Annotated in this window: 12 protein-coding genes; 6 read left to right on the top strand and 6 right to left on the bottom strand. The window is 71.8% G+C overall.

Annotation, left to right across the window (positions count from 1 at the left end):
* Window positions 1–93: 93 nt before the first annotated feature.
* Window positions 94–1008, bottom strand: a complete 915-nt coding sequence (locus AB0D29_RS27405) for an aldo/keto reductase (RefSeq protein ID WP_362857875.1) — start codon at window positions 1006–1008, stop codon at window positions 94–96.
* 76 nt (window positions 1009–1084) lie between these two features.
* Between AB0D29_RS27405 and AB0D29_RS27400 the strand changes: the two genes are divergently transcribed.
* The gene (locus tag AB0D29_RS27400; RefSeq protein ID WP_362857874.1) at window positions 1085–2113 is read left to right on the top strand and encodes an ArsR family transcriptional regulator; all 1029 of its coding nucleotides are present in this window, start codon (window positions 1085–1087) and stop codon (window positions 2111–2113) included.
* 82 nt (window positions 2114–2195) lie between these two features.
* The gene (locus AB0D29_RS27395; protein ID WP_362857872.1) at window positions 2196–2921 is read left to right on the top strand and encodes a hypothetical protein; all 726 of its coding nucleotides are present in this window, start codon (window positions 2196–2198) and stop codon (window positions 2919–2921) included.
* A 78-nt stretch (window positions 2922–2999) separates the two neighbouring features.
* Here the strand turns inward: AB0D29_RS27395 and AB0D29_RS27390 are convergent, their stop codons facing one another.
* The 3 genes from AB0D29_RS27390 to AB0D29_RS27380 all read right to left on the bottom strand — a co-directional run bounded on the left by AB0D29_RS27390 (window position 3000) and on the right by AB0D29_RS27380 (window position 5290).
* Entirely contained in the window at window positions 3000–3290 is a 291-nt protein-coding gene (locus tag AB0D29_RS27390; protein WP_362857870.1) for an SHOCT domain-containing protein, read from the bottom strand.
* A 132-nt stretch (window positions 3291–3422) separates the two neighbouring features.
* Entirely contained in the window at window positions 3423–4085 is a 663-nt protein-coding gene (locus tag AB0D29_RS27385; protein ID WP_362857868.1) for a response regulator transcription factor, read from the bottom strand.
* Entirely contained in the window at window positions 4085–5290 is a 1206-nt protein-coding gene (locus AB0D29_RS27380) for a sensor histidine kinase (protein ID WP_362857866.1), read from the bottom strand. Before AB0D29_RS27380 ends, AB0D29_RS27385 begins: the two co-directional genes overlap by 1 nt.
* 153 nt (window positions 5291–5443) lie before the next feature.
* Here AB0D29_RS27380 and AB0D29_RS27375 point away from each other — a divergent pair, with 153 nt between their 5' ends.
* Window positions 5444–5971, top strand: a complete 528-nt coding sequence (locus AB0D29_RS27375) for a hypothetical protein (RefSeq protein ID WP_362857864.1) — start codon at window positions 5444–5446, stop codon at window positions 5969–5971.
* A gap of 6 nt (window positions 5972–5977) precedes the next feature.
* On the opposite strand, the gene ligA is transcribed toward AB0D29_RS27375, so the two are convergent.
* Window positions 5978–8083: an NAD-dependent DNA ligase LigA gene (ligA, locus tag AB0D29_RS27370; RefSeq protein WP_362857862.1), complete on the bottom strand. Its 2106-nt coding sequence runs from the start codon at window positions 8081–8083 to the stop codon at window positions 5978–5980.
* Window positions 8084–8358: 275 nt separating this feature from the next.
* Between ligA and AB0D29_RS27365 the strand changes: the two genes are divergently transcribed.
* From AB0D29_RS27365 to AB0D29_RS27355, 3 genes are all read left to right on the top strand, one after another.
* Window positions 8359–9519: a hypothetical protein gene (locus AB0D29_RS27365; protein WP_362857860.1), complete on the top strand. Its 1161-nt coding sequence runs from the start codon at window positions 8359–8361 to the stop codon at window positions 9517–9519.
* A gap of 357 nt (window positions 9520–9876) precedes the next feature.
* Complete coding sequence (locus tag AB0D29_RS27360; protein ID WP_362857912.1) at window positions 9877–13680, top strand: bifunctional glycosyltransferase family 2 protein/CDP-glycerol:glycerophosphate glycerophosphotransferase; 3804 nt, start codon at window positions 9877–9879, stop codon at window positions 13678–13680.
* On the top strand, window positions 13673–15181 hold the full coding sequence (locus AB0D29_RS27355; protein WP_362857859.1) for a hypothetical protein: 1509 nt from the start codon (window positions 13673–13675) through the stop codon (window positions 15179–15181). Before AB0D29_RS27360 ends, AB0D29_RS27355 begins: the two co-directional genes overlap by 8 nt.
* Here AB0D29_RS27355 and AB0D29_RS27350 read toward each other — a convergent pair.
* Entirely contained in the window at window positions 15165–16145 is a 981-nt protein-coding gene (locus AB0D29_RS27350) for an endonuclease/exonuclease/phosphatase family protein (RefSeq protein ID WP_362857857.1), read from the bottom strand. The genes AB0D29_RS27355 and AB0D29_RS27350 overlap by 17 nt on opposite strands.
* Window positions 16146–16170: the final 25 nt, after the last annotated feature.

The following is a 16170-nucleotide window of genomic DNA, read 5'->3' as shown; positions in this document are numbered from 1 at the left end:
GGCCCGAGCGGCGCAGCCAACCGGCACAACCGGCCCCCGCCGCCCCCGCCAGAGCGGCGCAGCCAACCCGCAGCCAACCCGCAGCCGACCCGCTCACGCCCCCCTCCCATGGACCGCGTCCAGCGCGGCCAAGTCCGCCGCGGCCAAGCGCAGCGCCCCCGCCGCCACGTTCGCCTCCAGGTGATCGGGGTCGCCGGTGCCCGGAATGGCCAGCACGTGCGCTCCCCGCTGCAGGGTCCACGCCAGCCGCACCTGCGCCGGGCTCGCGCCGTGCGCCCGTGCAACGGCACGCACCTCCTCGGCCTCGGCCTCGGCGCCGCTCGCGCCCGCCTGCCGCCTGTCGCCCGCGATGGAGTAGAAGGGGACGAAGGCGACCCCCAGTTCGCCGCAGGTGCGCAGGAACGCGTCGTGTTCGGGCCGCACTCCGATGCCGTACATGTTCTGCACGCAGACGACGGGCGCGATGGCCCGCGCCTCTTCGAGGTGTTCGGGCGTGACGTTGGAGATGCCCAGGTGGCGGATGAGCCCCGCCTCGCGCAGCTCGGCGAGCGCTCCGAAGCGCTCGGCGATGGATTCGCTCCCGACGACGCGCAGGTTCACCACGTCGAGGTGGTCGCGGCCCAGCTGGCGCAGGTTCTCCTCGACCTGGCCGCGCAGCTCCCGGGCGGTGGCATGGGCGATCCACGCACCGGACGGGTCCCGGCCGGGCCCGACCTTGGTGGTGATGACGAGGTCCTCCGGGTAGGGGGCCAGCGCCCGGCTGATCAGTTCGTTGGCTGAGCGCAGCGGCGAGAAGTAGAACGCGGCGGTGTCGATGTGGTTCACCCCGAGCTCGACGGCCCGGCGCAGCACTCCGATCGCCCGGCCCCGGTCGCTCGGCACGGCATCGTCCGCGAAGGCCTCGCCGTTCTGCGTCAGACGCATCGCGCCGAAACCGATCCGGTTGATCTCCAGGTCGCCGAGTGTCCAGGTACCCGCGGCCGCCGCGTTCATCGTCTGTGAGGTCATGCCCCGGATACTCTCCGCTGTGTATGCTGCCGGGCCATTGATTAAGGCATGCGTGAATCCTTGGGGGAGGCCTGCCGTGCGCGCGGAGCTGACGTTCTCGGTGAGCGATCTGGCGCAGATGCGGTTCGCCGTCTCGCCGATGTGGGAGGTCGGCCCGAGCTTCCGGCTGCTGTGCTCCGGCGCCGCGTCCCCCGTGCACGGGCCGTGGGCCGCGCAGGTGAGGCCACGGCTGGCGGCCGCCGGCCTCGACCGCGGCTGGCTGGCCGAACTGATCCCGCCCTCGGGGTACGTGCCCGACTTCCTCAATCCGGCACCGAGCGGGCCGGCCCCCACCCTGACGGAGGAACTGGCCGGGATCCGGGCCTCTCCCGCCGCCCGGGTCCGCCGGGACCTCGACCGCCTGCGGCACGAACAGGGAGGCCTCGGCCCCCGGACGCGGAGCCTGTACGCCGAACCGCAGGCCCGTCTGGAGCGGGTCGTGGAGGAGATCGAGACCTACTGGGAGCTGGCACTGGCGCCCTACTGGGCGCGGATCCGCGCCGTACTCGACGCGGACGTGTTCCACCGGGCCCGGCAGGTCGCCGAGCACGGCGCGGGCCGGCTCTTCAACGAGCTGCACCCGTCGGTGAGCTGGGACGACAACGCGCTCCGGCTGGCGCGCCGGCACCGGCCCCTGTCCCGCGGGACGGCGGGCGCGGGGCTGCTGCTGATCCCCTCGGTCTTCACCGGGCCGGTCCCGTTCACCCGTGTCACGCCTCCGGAACCGCCGCAGCTCGCCTATCCGGCGCGCGGCACGGGTGCGCTGTGGGAATCCCGGCCCGTCCCCCGGAGCGAGGCCCTGGCCGCCGTGCTCGGCCGCTCCCGGACCCTGCTGCTGACCGAACTGGACTCCCCGGCCTCCACCACCGAACTGGCCCGGCGCACCGGCCTCTCGGCCGCCGGGGTGTCCCAGAGCCTCACCGCCCTGCGCGCCGCGGGACTGGTCAGCGCCCACCGGGCCGGCCGCTCGGTGCTGTACGCCCGCACCGCCGTCGCCGAGTCCGTGCTCGCCGCATCCTCCGAGGCGCGGTCTTCGCAGGTGTACCCGCCCCACTCGTCCGGGTGATCACCTTTCGCCACCCTCGATCCGTGCGGGGACATGTCGCTATAAAGGGGCCGTCATGTTGATCAACTGATGGGCACTCATCATGCTGAAGGCCGCCCTGCGGGTCCTCGCCGCCGCCTCGCTCGCCTCCGCCGCCGCCATCTCCCCGGCCGCCGCCGAACCTTCCGCCGCCGCACCTTCCGTCCCCGTACGATCCCTCCCGGCGCCGGCCCCGGACACCGGTCCCTGCGGGCCCGTTTCCGAGTTCGACTCGTGGGACTGGTTCAGCACCACCACCAACCCGTTCATCGCCTACGCCGTCGAGGCCGCGGCGAAGGCCGAGAACTGGCACTGGCGCGTCGACGACAACACCCTGTGGCGCGGTGACACCCGCGAGAACGTCGAGGAGCTCTTCCAGGCGGGCTTCACCCCGCGCGGCGACCAACTGACCCCGCTGGCCGAGTACATCGTCAAGGGCGGCGGCCAGACCAGTGCCCACCTCAGCACCAGCTGCGAGAAGTGGGTGGCCGAGAAGTTCGCCACCTACGGCACGGCCAAGACGGGATGGGTCTACGAGATCGAGGCCCCGGGCGGCATCGACGTGAACTCCACCGCCTGGGCCAACAACTACGAGTCGCCCTACCTGTGGAACAAGGAGATCGACTTCCCCGGCGGGGTCGAGGGGCGGTTCATCAAGCAGGCCTGCAAGATCCGCCTGGTCGGCACCGACCCGGTGACCAAGGTCAACACCTACGAGAACCTCGGCTGCAAGGACAACCGGGGCTTCGCACCCTTCCGCGCGGCCGACGAGCCGGCGACCAGCCGCTGAGGCCGAGGGCCGGCCGGGCACTTCCGGGCGGTGGCGGGATGACCGGGAGGTGATCCCGCCACCGCCCGCCTCGTGCGTTCAGGCGGGGCCGTCCTTCAGGGAGCGGCCGAACTGCTCGTCCAGGACGGACAGCCGCCGCCAGTACTCGTCCTCGTCGATCTCGCCCGAGGCGAACCGCCGCCCCAGGATCGCGATCGGCGAGTGCTCGCCGTACGCCGCGGCCCGGTTCTGCCACGGCGCCCGGCGGCCGCGCCACACGGTGCGGCGCAGGACGGTGACGACGCCGATGACGACCGCCGCCCAGACCAGCGGGAAGAACAGGACCCACGGGCCGGGCCCGTCGTACGCGAGGGTGGTGAAGGTGTTCATCTCGGTTCAGCTCCTCGGAATCGTGGACTTTTCGTCTCACTCCGAGACTGGCTCCGGGAGGGGTGCCGGGTCGTCGTACGGCCGGCTGCACCGTGGGTACTTCTGCGGGAGTACGGGCTGGTCCGGCCCGGGTCAGCCGAGCCACCCGGGCCGGACCAGCCCCGACTCGTAGGCCAGGACGACCAGCTGCGCGCGGTCCCGGGCGCCGAGCTTGACCATGGTCCGGCTGACGTGGGTCTTCGCGGTGAGCGGGCTGACGACCAGCCGGCGGGCGATCTCCTCATTGGACAGGCCCATGCCCACCAGCGCCATCACCTCCCGCTCCCGCTCGGTGAGCCGGCCCAGGTCCGCCGCCGCGGCGGGCTGTTTCGAACGCGCCGCGAACTCCGCGATCAGGCGGCGCGTGACGCCGGGAGACAGCAGGGCGTCGCCCCCGACCACCGCCCGCACCGCGCGCAGCAGTTCCTCCGGCTCGGTGTCCTTCACCAGGAAGCCGGAGGCACCGGACCGGATCGCCTCGAAGACGTACTCGTCGAGCTCGAAGGTGGTGAGCATGACCACCCGCACGGCGGCCAGCCCCGCGTCCTCGGTGATCCTTCGGGTGGCCCCGAGCCCGTCCAGCACCGGCATCCGGATGTCCATGAGCACGACGTCGGGCCGCAACTCCCGCACCAGCCGCACGGCCTCCTCACCGTTCGCGGCCTCGCCCGCCACCTCGATGTCGGGCTGGGCGTCGAGCAGGGCCCGGAACCCGGCCCGGACGAGGAGCTGGTCGTCGGCCAGCAGCACCCGCATCACGGATCCCCCTCGGCGGTCGCGGCCGTCAGCGGGAGCCTCGCGACCACCCGGAAACCGCCGTCCGGACGCGGTCCGGCCTCGATGCCGCCGCCCAGGGCCGAGGCCCGCTCACGCATCCCGACGAGGCCGTTGCCGCTGCCGTCCGAGGCGCCGCCCGTGGCCGGGCCGTCGTCGTCCACCCACAGCTCCAGGGCGCGCGGGAGCCAGGCGAGGCGGATGCGGGCCGCGCGCGCACCGGAGTGCCGTACGACATTGGTCAGCGCCTCCTGCAGGATCCGGAAGGCGGCCAGGTCCACCCCCGGCGCCAGCGCCCGGGCCTCTCCCTCCACCGTGACCGCCACGGTGAGCCCGGCGGCCGCCGCCTGCTCGACCAGTTCGTCGAGCCGGTCGAGGCCCGGAGCCGGGGTGCGCGGTGCCTCGCCCGGGGCGCGCAGGGTGTCGAGGACCTGCCGGACCTCGCCCAGCGCCTCCTTGCTCGCCGCCTTGATGGTGGTCAGCGCCGTACGGGCCTGCTCGGGATCGGAGTCGAGCAGGGCCAGCCCGACGCCCGCCTGGACATTGATCACCGAGATGCTGTGGGCGAGTACGTCGTGCAGTTCACGGGCGATCCTCAGCCGCTCCTCGTCCACCCGGCGTCTCTCCGCCGCGCGGCGCTCGGCCCGCTCACGGGCCCACTGCTCCCGGCGCAGGCGGACCAGCTCGGAGACGGCGAGGATCGCGAGGACCCACGCGGTGACGGCCACTTCCTGCGACCACGGCGCCGGCCCGTTCCCGGCGGGCGGGAGCCACCGGTACAGCCAGTGACCGATCAGCAGGTGGCCGGCCCAGAGCAGGCCGACGGCCCCCCAGGCGGCCCGCCGGCGGCCCGCGACGACGGCGGCGAAGCAGGCCACCGCCAGGCTGAGGAAGACGGGGCCGTAGGGGTACCCGGCGCCGATGTAGACCAGGGTCACCGCGCTGACCGCATACACCACGGCCACCGGATGGCGGTGCCGCGCCACGAGGAGGGCCGGCCCGAGCAGCAGCAGGAGTCGCGCGAAGCCGTCGAGGGCCACCCGCCCGCTCTGCGCGTGCGCGGCCCATCCGGCGCCGACCTGTGCGAAAACGGCGACGAGCAGCGCGGAGCGCCAGGCCGGGCCCCGCCCGGTCCGCTCCACCCACCTGCGCCACGGGGGACCCGGGCGCTCGCGCAGCTCGTCCATACGGCCACGCTAGACCGCGCCCGCTCTCACCCGCGTCACCCCGGCGTAGCGTTTCCGGCGTACTCCCCAGGTAGTACGCCCACCAGGACCTCGCGCCCTTCCGCCTCCCGGGTCCTGCGGATGCGAGGCTCGCCCGGATGGGGGAAGCTGGGCATGATCTCAGCGCCGACGCTGGGACCGACGGGCGAGGAGGACGTCGTGGACGCATCAGGAGACGGCCGGCGCGTCCGGGGCCCCTGGGCCAGGATGCGGACCGCCACTCTGCTCTGTGCGGCCGCGGCGCTCGCGGCGGGCACCGTACCGGCCTCCGCGCAGCCCCGGGCCCTGCCGGCTCCCGCGCCGGATCCGGTCGTGGTCGTCGACTGCTTCTCGAAGGCCCAGGTACGCCCCGAGGAGTACCTGCTGGCCTGCGGCGACGGCAACAACCGCCTCGTAAGGCTCCGCTGGGACACCTGGGGCCCGCGGACCGCGACGGCCACGGGCACCGACATGGTGAACGACTGCAAGCCCTACTGCGCGGCGGGCCGTTTCCGGTCCTACCCGGTGACGGTGACCCTGAGCGGCCCGGAGCCCTGGCCGGACCGTCCCGGCGTCCAGCGCTTCACGACGATCCGGCTCCTCTACACGGACACCGCCCCCGCCCCGGTCCCCAAGGACGTGAGCTACAAGCTCGTGTACTGACCCCGGTCAGCCCAGGCAGTCCGAGACGAGCTCGGCAAAGGCCTCCGGGGTGAGGACCGTTACCCCCAGCTCCGCCGCCTTCACCGCCTTGGAGCTCGGCTTCCCGTTCGCGGACGGCGCGCAGACCAGATAGGTGGTCTTGGAGTTCACGCTGCTGCCCGCCCGGCCACCGGCCTTCTCGACCAGCGCGTTCATCTCCGAACGCCCCATGTTCTCCAGCGGGCCGCTCATCTTGCCGGTGACGACGACGGTCCGTCCCGCCAGCGGGCCTTCCGCGGCAGCCTGGGGCTGCCGCGGCTCCGTCATGTTGACCCCGGCCGCGGCCAGTTTGTCGATGACCTGGGCCAGCGAGGCGACCTGCTCCACGACCACCGGGGCCTTCTCCGGCCCGATGCCCTCGACCTCCTGCATCTCGGCGGCGTCGGCACGCCGGATGGCGTCCATCGTGCCGAAGTGCGCGGCGATGCGGCGGGACATGCTGCGCCCGGTACCGAGCACGCCCAGGGCGCAGAAGACGCGGCTGAGCGGGCGGGTCCTGGCGACAGCGATCTGCTCGGCCAGCTTCGCTCCCCGCTTGGCACTGCCGGAGGCGGCGGTGAGCTGCTCCTCGGTGAGGGCGAACAGGTCGGCGACGTCGGTGACGTCACCGGACTCGATCAGGGCGTTGACGTACGTCCGGCCCAGGCCGTCGATGTCGAGCATGTCGCGGCCGGCGGCGTACTCGATCAGCGCGGGCAGCGCGCACCCGGTGCCCTTCGCACAGCGCCACCGCTCCTGCTCCTTGTTGATCTCCCCACCGCAGTTCGGACACGCCGTGGGCAGCGGCACCTCCTGCGCCCCGGCCGGCCGGCGGCCGATGACCGCGGCCTGCACGCGGGGGATGATGTCGCCCGCCTTGTAGACCGTCACCGTGTCGCCGATGTGGAGGTCACGGCGGCGGATGTCCGCGGGGTTGTGCAGGGTGGCCCGGGTGACCGTGGATCCGTCGATGTCCACCGGTTCGAGTACGGCCGTCGGGGCCAGCACGCCGGTCCGGCCCACGTCCCAGACCACTTCCCGCAGTACCGTCTGCCGCTCGACCGCCGGGAGCTTGAAGGCGATCGCCCAGTACGGGAACCTGCTGCCGAACCCGGCCGCGGCCTGCTCGCCCGCGTCGTTCGCCTTGATCACCACCCCGTCGATCCCGAACGGCAGGGCGGGCCGCAGCGCGGCGATCCCGTCCACCTTCTGCTGCGCCTCGGCGAGGGTGGCGACCACGTGCAGACCGGCGGGTGTGCCGGCCGTCGTCTGGACTCCGGCCTCGGCGACGGCGGCCAGGACCTCTGCGTGCGTGGCCCCGGAGGGCACGAAGGCGACCCCGTCGAGCTCGACCGCCCCGTACGCCCAGAACGTCATCGCGAGCCGGTACGGACGGTCCTTCGCGCGCAGTGTGCCGGCCGTGCCGTTGCGCGGGTTCGCGAAGACCTGCGCGCCGTGTGCGGTGCGGATCTCGTTCGCGGTCTCGAACTGCGCCTGCGTGAACAGGACCTCGCCGCGCACCTCGAACGTGGCCGGCACGGGCAGCCGCTCGGGCAGGCCCTCGATGGTGCCGATGACGTGGCTGACGTCCTCGCCGTGCGTGCCGTTGCCGCGGGTGATGATCTGCTCCAGCCGCCCGGCGCGGTAGCGGGCGGCGACGGCCGCTCCGTCCATCTTCGGCTCGACCGTGAACCCGCCGGCGGGCGGGTGGCCCAGGCGGCGCTGCAGCGAGGCCTCCCACGTCACCAGGCCGGCCGGGTCGAAGACGTTGTCGAGGCTGAGCAGTCGGGTGGTGTGCGCTATGTCGCCGACCGGGGCGGCGCCGTCACCGACCAAGCCGGTCGGGGAGTCCTGGGCGACCTCGTCCGGGTGCTCCGCTTCCCAGGCGAGCACGGACAGGCGCAGCCCGTCGTAAGCGGCGTCGTCCAGCGAGGTGTTCTCGCCGCCGTAGTAGGCGTGGGACGCCTCGCGCAACTGCCCGAGCGCGGCACGGTAGTCGGCATGGCTGGACACGCTGGGCACGGCGGGCACGGCGGGCACGCTGGACATGCCGGGCACGCTGGACAACGCCTCATCGGCGGGAAGGATCGTCATGAGAAAGATCCTCTCGCAGGGGTCTGACAACGCCCCTCGGCCGGGACTGCGGGCAGTGCAGGGGCGGGCGAGCCGGCCCGGGTCGAGCGGTCGGCTACGGAATCAACGGGTCCGCCTCGGGGTCGACGGCGCGGACAGGCTAGATTGCACCGGGCCGGGAGCCGTCCCGGACGTCCGCCACTGGCGGCGACAGGTCGGCGCCCTGCCGTAAATGCCCCACGGTCGCAGGGCCGGGCCGGGCAAATGGGACGAGAACGGGCAGGAGTGGGCAGGACATGGCGCGACGCGAACGCGCGGAAGCGGGCCGGGGCGTCACCTCCGCCACGCCCGCGGTTCCGGGCTCCGAGATAGCCGAGGCGGCCGACGGCGGGCTCGCGGCCCGGGGTTGGCTCCGCCTGGGCCGGGACGGCCGGCTGACCGCCTACGCGAGCTGCGTCGAGGGCCTGGTGCGCTGGACCGAGTCGGCCCCCGGCTCGGACGTCTGGCACGGGCCCGAGCTGTTTCCCGTTGAGGGATGGGCGGGCCGGTTCACGCTGGCCCAGGACGCGGGCGGCTTCGTCTGGTTCGCCGGCACCCGCTACCGCGACGGTGCGCCGGGTGGTCGCGAACTGGTCATCGCCGCCCAGTACCAGACCGGGCGCCCGCTCAGCGACTGGCGTGCCCTGGGCAACCCGTTCCCGGAGCCCGAACGGGAGGGTGAGCCGCCGGCCCCGCCGGGAGACCCGATGGTGCTGCCCGACGGCGCCGGATCGCTCCACGTCGTCGCCACCCGGTTCGGAGTCGGCGTACGCGGCCGAACGCGGGGCGCCGACGGCAAATGGGGCAATTGGGCCGACTATCAGGGCAAATGGGCACGAGGTGCCGTCGCCCCCCTGGTCACGGCCCACGGCCGGGCCGAGTTCCTCGCACCCTTCCGGGGCGGGGCCGCGTACTGGGGCCAGGACGGCCCCGGCAGCGACTTCAGGTGGCTCGGGCGCCTGGAGGCCGATGCCGTCGAGGGGACGTACAGCGCCTACGAGACGGGCCCCGGCACCGGCACCTACTTCTGGCGCCACCCGGCGGACGGCGGCGTGATCGCCTACCGCCCGATGGCCCCCGCCGGAGCGCCCCGTGTGCCCATGCCGCTGGGCGGGGCGGGCGGCGCCGGCCCGGTGGGCATCGCCCGTACGCGCATCAACGGCTACGACTGCACCGTGCTGCTGCAGCGGGGTGCCGAGGGGTGCCCCGAGATCGCCGCCTATCCCACGGAGGGTGAGCAGTACGGCGCTTGGTGGGCCCCCGTGGGAGACCGGTGCGCCGGACTTCCGGCCATCGCCCTCGACGCCCGTGGTGCGGTCACGATCGCGATGATCGACACGAACGGCGGGCTGCGGATCGCCCGTCAGGACCTCATGGACGCGGGCCTCGCCTTCGAGCCCTGGTGTCACGTGGGGTGACCTACCTCACCGGGCGTAGGGGTGTTCCGACGGGTGACGGTCCGTCCTTTCGCGCCTCACCCCGAACCGGAGGGGAGTTGGTGCGCCCTCGGCGCCGTGACGGATATCGCTCATTCGCAGACGTGAAGCTTCGGAAGCCTTGCGCGCTTGTGAATAGTTGCTCGCCGTTGCGCAGTTGCCCTACGCTGCGCACACCCTGTGAGGCTCGCATAAGTGTGCGGGTCGAGGGTGGGGGAGGGTCGAGTGCGCGGGGAGCGGTGGGTGACCAGATTCAGGGGCGGGTCTGGCGGCGCGCCGCGGCGATTCCCGGCGCGCTGTGAGAAGTGTGTCTACCAAGGAGTTTTCTGAGTGGCAGGTATGCCCCGCCTGAGCGTCGTCGTGCCCTTTCAGGACGTCGAGATCTACCTCGAGGAGTGCCTCGAGTCGATAGCCAGGCAGACGTTCCGCGACCTTGAAGTGATCATGGTCGACGACGGCTCGACCGACTCCTCGACCGCGATCGCCGCGGACTTCGCCCGCCGGGACCCGCGGTTCCGGCTGCTGCGCCAGGACTCGATGGGACCGGGCCACGCCAGGAACGTCGGCATCCGCGCCGCCCACCCCCAGGCGGAGTTCCTCGCGTTCGTCGACGGCGACGACGTGATACCCGAGTACGCCTACGAGTTGCTCGTGCGGACCCTCGAAGCCTCCGGCTCCGACTTCGTCTCCGGCAACGTGCAGATGATGAACTCCACCAAGAGGTGGCAGTCCCCGCTGCACAAGGCGCCCATGCGGAGCAGCAAGCGCGGTACGCACATCACCAAGCTGCCGGACCTCATCTACGACCGCACGGTGTGGAACAAGGTGTTCCGGCGGTCCTTCTGGGACTACCACTACATCGCGTTCCCCGAGGGCGTCATGTACGAGGACTCCTGGGTCAACATGTTCGCCCACTTCCGGGCCGCCAAGGTCGACATCCTCACGGACATCGTCTACTTCTGGCGTCGGCGCGAGGGCGGCGCCGCCCCCTCCATCACCCAGCGGCACACCGAGTTCAGCAACCTCCGGGACCGCGTCGCCGCGGTGCAGTCGGTCAGCCGCTTCCTCGCCGGACACCGTGCGCGCTCCTACTCCAACCACAAGCGCAAGTACGATCTCGCCTGCCTCAAGTCGGACTTGATGCTGCACCTGAAGGTGCTGCCCGACGCCGACGAGGAGTACCGGAACGCCTTCATGCGGTGGGGCAACGAGTTCCTGGACGAGGCCGACGCGGACATCATCCACGAACTGCCCGCCGACGCCCGGGTCAAGTGGCTCCTGGTCCGCGAGGGGCGGCTCAAAGAGCTGCTCGACGTCGTCGAGTTCGAGCGCAAGGGCGGCCCCCTGCCCGTGCAGCGGCGCTTCCACCGCTACCTCAACTACCCCTACCTCGGCGACCGTTCGATCGGGATAGACAAGAGCGCCTACCGGCTCGACAAGGAACTCTCGCTGCACGGCTCGCTGGCCGGCGCACGCTGGGACGACTCCGAGCACCTGACCCTCGAGGGGTCCGCATACGTCCGCTTCATCAACGTGCACAAGCGGCACATGTCGATGAAGGCGATCGCCCTGCGGAACAAGAAGCAGGGCCGGGTGGTCGTCGCCAAGGCGAAGACCACGTACTACCCGCAGGCCACCGAGTACTCCCAGCAGAGCCGCTACTGCTACGACTGGTCCGGATTCCAGGTCCGCTTCGACGTCTCCCGCCTCAAGCGCAAGGGCGAGTGGGTGGAGGGGACGTGGGACGTGGCGGCCGGCGTCCTCAGCCGCGGGCTCTTCCGCTACAAGGGCATAGCCCGGGGCGGCGCGGGCAGTGCGGCCAATCCGCCCTACCAGTACGTGGAGAAGAACACCCGCGTGGTGCCGCTCTTCCTGCAGGGCAAGCTCAAACTCCGCGTGGAGCGGGTGCGTTGCCGCATCACGCGACACCGGGTCGTCGGCGACCACCTCGAACTCCGGGGCGTCTACCTCGGCCCCAAGCTGCCCGAGTGGGGCAAGTTCCGGGTCACCAGCATGGGCGGCGCCGGCCGGCACGACGCGTGGGTCCACTTCCAGCCGGGCGGCGAGGGGTGGTTCACCTTCGTGACCCGCATCCCGACCAAGGCCCTCGTCCCCGGTCACCGCACCAACTTCTCCGACGGGGTCCCGGAGTCCTGGAACACCGGCGCCAACGGCTGGAAGACCACCCTGCACGTCGAGGGACGCAAGGCGGCCATCTACCCCGTCATGGCGGAGGACGCCACCGACGGCCACTACCGGATGCCGGCCGGACTGCAGACCGAGCGCGGGGACCGCGAGGTCTTCGTGCACCGCAACGGCTCCGGCTACGTGGTGCTGTTCGAGCGCGACACCCTGCCGCTGGCCAAGTCCGCGACCTGGCGCCCCGACGGCTCCCTGGAGGTCACCGTCGGCTACGCCGCGCAGGACAAGCTCGACGCGTCCGAGTTCGCCGCGGCGCACATCGTCGTACGCTCCCGGGCCCACGGCGCGGAGCGAGTGGTCCCCATCACCTGGTACGGCGAGGAGTTCCGCTTCGTCGTCACTCCCGCGGCGATGCGCAACCTGGCCGGAGAGGTGCCGCTGGCCTCCGGCCGCTGGGACTTCTTCCTGCGCCGCCAGGACCCGTCCGCCGTCACCGCGGAGAACCGCTCCAACGACCTCATGGTCAAGATGACGCAGGAGCTGATCCCCGCCTTCCCCAGCGAGATGACCAGCAACGAGCGGCGCTACGAGCTCCAGGCCGAGGCCTACGACAGGCTCTCGCTCCTGGTCCACTCGGCCATGCCGGACGAGGCCCGCGGCCCCTACCGGCAGAAGCTGATGCGCACCAAGACGTACCCCGAGGCCCGCCGCAAGCCGCTGACGCAGGCAGTGCTCTTCGATGCCTTCAAGGGCACCCAGTACTCCGACAGCCCCCGCGCCCTCCACGAGGAGATGGTCCGCCGCGGCGTGGACCTCGAGCACCTGTGGGTGGTCCGCGACGACCAGGTCGCCGTACCGCCCACCGCACGCCCCGTCCGCATGTGGTCGCCCGACTGGTACGAGGCCATGGGCCGGGCGAAGTACGTCGTCGCCAACAACCACCTGCCCGACTGGTTCGAGAAGCGGGACGGCCAGACCGTCGTCCAGACCTGGCACGGCACCCCGCTCAAGCGCATCGGGCACGACATCGAGGCCGTGCACTTCGCGGACAAGCGGTACCTGGAACGCGTGGAGAAGGAGGTGCGGAACTGGGACATGCTGGTGTCCCCGAACAGTTTCAGCACCCCGATCCTCAAGCGGGCCTTCCAGTTCCCGGGCGAGATGGTCGAGAGCGGCTATCCGCGCAACGACGTCCTGCGCCGGGCGGACTCCGGCCGGCGGGCGGCGGAAGTGCGCCGCCGCATCGGGCTCCCGCCGGGCAAGAAGGTCATCATGTACGCGCCGACCTGGCGCGACGACCAGTTCTACGCACCCGGAAAGTACAAGCTCGACTTCCGCATCGACCTCGACGAGGCCAAGGCGCAGCTGAGCCACGACCACGTCCTGCTCGTGCGGCGCCACCCCAACGTGGTGGACCCGGTGCCCGGCGCCGGCGACGGCTTCGTCCACGACGTGTCCGACTACCCGGACATGGCGGACCTCTCGCTCATCACCGACGTGATGATCACGGACTACTCCTCCCTGATGTTCGACTTCGTCAACACGGGGAGGCCGATCCTCTTCTTCACGTACGACCTGGACCACTACCGGGACACCCTGCGCGGCTTCTACTTCGACTTCGAGCAGTCCGCCCCCGGCCCGCTCGTGTACACCTCCCCCGAGCTGATCGGGGCGATCCGCAACATCGACCGCATCCAGCACGGCTACGCCGCCCGCTACCGCTGGTTCCAGCAGGAGTTCTGCGATCTGGACGACGGCTACGCCTCGGCCAGGCTGACCGACCGCATCCTGATCGCCGGAGGGGACCTCGACCCCGCGCGGGCCCAGGCGCCGGCCGTCGGCGCGGCGGGCGGCCGCGCCGCGGGCCAGGCGGGCCAGGCGGGCCAGGCGGGCCAGGCGGGCCCGGCCGGCCGGCCGGGTCAGCCAGGTCCCTGGAACGGAGGCACCCTCGGTCAGGTGCCGCGCCAGCCGGTGAGAAGAATGGATTCCGAGCATGTCTAAGGCAGCCCAGAACGCGCGCCGCGTCTTCACCGGCGTGGACACCGCCGGGGCGGTGCCCATCGAGTACCGGTTCTCGCACGCGAGGAACGGCAACCGCCACCTGGTCGTGGTCTTCGCGAACTTCACCGCGCCCGGTGAGTACGGCTGGTCCAACGGAGTGCTCGACAAGGTCCGGTCGAACATCCTCTGGGTCCGCGACCTCTTCGACGGCGCGAACACCTACTACCTGTGCAAGGGGATGGACTTCTCCCTGGAGCAGTCCGTCGCCGGGCTGATCTCGCGCGTCATGAACGCGCTGTCCCTCTCGCCGGACGAAGTGACCATGTTCGGCAGCTCCAAGGGCGGCAGCGCGGCCCTCTTCTTCGGATTGAAGTACGGCTTCAGGAACATCGTGGCCAGCGTGCCCCAGTTCCTGATCGGGACGTACGTCAAGGAGGGCATCCCCGGCGCGGCCAAGGTGATGATGGGCGAGGTGACCGAGCAGAACATCCGCGTCCTCGACTCGGTCCTCCCGGACCTTGTGCGCAGCGGCGCCAACCCCGCGGCCAACATCTACATGATCACGTCGCCGCAGGACGAGCAGTACCAGCGGCAGGTGGAACCGTTCCTCGGGCTGTTCCAGGGGCGGGAGAACTTCAACTTCGTCTACAACGACTCTTCCCTCATCACCGACCACGGGAAGGTCACGCTGCGCAACCTCCCGACCATCATGGGGCTGCTGAACCTCCTCGTCGACGGAATCACCCCACGGTTCGGCATGATCCGCAACGGCTTCGAACAGCCGGAGCGCGACACCTCGGCCATCGACGCGTACCTGACGCAGACCTCGCAGGTGAAGGGCGACTCCTTCCCCAAGCCCGTGGTGCTGTCGCCGGCGCCGGAGGAGCGGGTGCCCGCCAACACCGTCCGCTTCACGGGGACCGCCCAGGGAGCCGTACGGGTCAGCTTCTGGCAGGACGGCAAGTACCAGGGCGCCTCGCCCGTCGCCGCCGACGGCACCTGGATATGGGAGCGCACCAGCCCCTGGCCCAAGGGACGACACGTCGTCAGGCTCTTCGGCGCGGACGCCAACAACTACCAGACCGAGCGCACCGAAGTGGTCTTCACCGCCGTCGAGCACGCTTCCGAGCCCCTGCCCGAGTACGTACCGGCGCCTGCGCCGCCGCCGAGGCCGGCCCAGCCCCTCGCGCTCACGGTGACGGCCCCGGCCGCCCACCAGCAGGTGCAGGGCCCCGCCGTCGGCTTCGCCGGCTACGCCCCCGGCGCCGTGCGCGTGGACTTCCAGGAGGGCGGCGTGACCCTGGGCACCTGCGAGGTGAGGGCCGACGGCAGCTGGGTCTGGGAGTCGGGCTGGGCCTGGAACGAGGGCGACCACTTCGTCGAGGCCATCGCCGTGGACGCGGTCGGCAACGCCTCCCCGTGGACGGCCGTCCCCTTCACCTCGGTGAACGGCTACACCGTGCCCGCCCAGCAGGGCAACTACTTCAACTCGCGCTACTGACGCCGGGATCGGCGGAGGGAGCGGAGGGGCCGGAAGGAGTCGACGACGGATCGGCGGCGGGGCGGCTCACCCGCATCACCAGGGGCCGGTGGTCGGAGGCCTTGGTGTCCACCACCTCGCAGCCGGTGCGGGGCAGCTGCGTGAAGAGGTAGTCGATCTTCGTGCCGTCCTTGTGCGTGGCGCGCCCCTTGCGGGAGTCGCCCTTCTGATCGCACTCGCGGTACGTGTCGTAGGCCTCCGACGGCCAGATCCAGGCGGAGGTGTTGCGGCTGCCCACCGGCGGCGGAGCGTTGAAGTCCCCGCCGAAGACCGTACGGGCGTCGGTCGCCGCGGTGGCGACGAGCGAGCTCAGCTGGTCGTCGCGGAAGTCCCAGTCGGGGTGCTCGCCGTCGCTCTCCCGCAGCGACAGGTGGGCGTTGCACACCCGCAGCCCCTGGGCCGGGACCCGCGCGCACAGGATCCCGCGGTGCAGGCCCACCGTCGGCTGCTCGGTCGGGACCAGCTCCACGTCGGTGAGCCGGGAGGCGGCCAGCAGCCCGTAGCCGGCCTGGCCGCGCCCCTGCCCTGTGCACTCGACGGAGTTGCGCCGGCCCGCCGCGTCCACCTCGGCGTACGGCTCGAAGACGGAGTGCCACTCCGGACCCAGGCGCACGGCCGAGGACAGCAGGTCCTCCGAGCACACCTCCTGCAGGAGCAGGACGCGTACGCCGGAATCGCCGACCAGGTCGCGCAGCTGCTGGAACTTGTCCTTCGGGCTGCCGGTCTCCTCACAGCTCCACTGCCGCACCCCGCACATGTTCCAGGTCGCGACGGAGACCTCGTCCCCGCTCCCGGCGCCCGAGAGCGGAGCCGGAGCCTGCGCGGACGTACACGCCACCACCGAGGTCAGCAGGCTCAGGGTCGCCACCGCGCGGCCGAACCGGCGGCCGGACGGCCCCCGCCCGGTCTCCATATGTCTTTCCATGCGGACATCATTGGGTATCCGCCGG

Origin of the sequence: Streptomyces sp. NPDC048424, from assembly GCF_040651555.1 — a bacterium.
GTDB lineage: Bacteria > Actinomycetota > Actinomycetes > Streptomycetales > Streptomycetaceae > Streptomyces.
Note: the sequence above shows the minus strand (reverse complement) of the source record. Positions and strands in the feature narration are given on the sequence as shown.

Coding starts and splice junctions, on each gene's coding strand:
- AB0D29_RS27375 (WP_362857864.1), top strand. CDS start 5,444: ATGATCTCAGCGCCGACGCTGGGACCGACGGGCGAGGAGGACGTCGTG.
- ligA (WP_362857862.1), bottom strand. CDS start 8,083: ATGACGATCCTTCCCGCCGATGAGGCGTTGTCCAGCGTGCCCGGCATG.
- AB0D29_RS27360 (WP_362857912.1), top strand. CDS start 9,877: ATGCCCCGCCTGAGCGTCGTCGTGCCCTTTCAGGACGTCGAGATCTAC.
- AB0D29_RS27380 (WP_362857866.1), bottom strand. CDS start 5,290: ATGGACGAGCTGCGCGAGCGCCCGGGTCCCCCGTGGCGCAGGTGGGTG.
- AB0D29_RS27405 (WP_362857875.1), bottom strand. CDS start 1,008: ATGACCTCACAGACGATGAACGCGGCGGCCGCGGGTACCTGGACACTC.
- AB0D29_RS27395 (WP_362857872.1), top strand. CDS start 2,196: ATGCTGAAGGCCGCCCTGCGGGTCCTCGCCGCCGCCTCGCTCGCCTCC.
- AB0D29_RS27365 (WP_362857860.1), top strand. CDS start 8,359: ATGGCGCGACGCGAACGCGCGGAAGCGGGCCGGGGCGTCACCTCCGCC.
- AB0D29_RS27355 (WP_362857859.1), top strand. CDS start 13,673: ATGTCTAAGGCAGCCCAGAACGCGCGCCGCGTCTTCACCGGCGTGGAC.
- AB0D29_RS27350 (WP_362857857.1), bottom strand. CDS start 16,145: ATGGAAAGACATATGGAGACCGGGCGGGGGCCGTCCGGCCGCCGGTTC.
- AB0D29_RS27385 (WP_362857868.1), bottom strand. CDS start 4,085: ATGCGGGTGCTGCTGGCCGACGACCAGCTCCTCGTCCGGGCCGGGTTC.
- AB0D29_RS27390 (WP_362857870.1), bottom strand. CDS start 3,290: ATGAACACCTTCACCACCCTCGCGTACGACGGGCCCGGCCCGTGGGTC.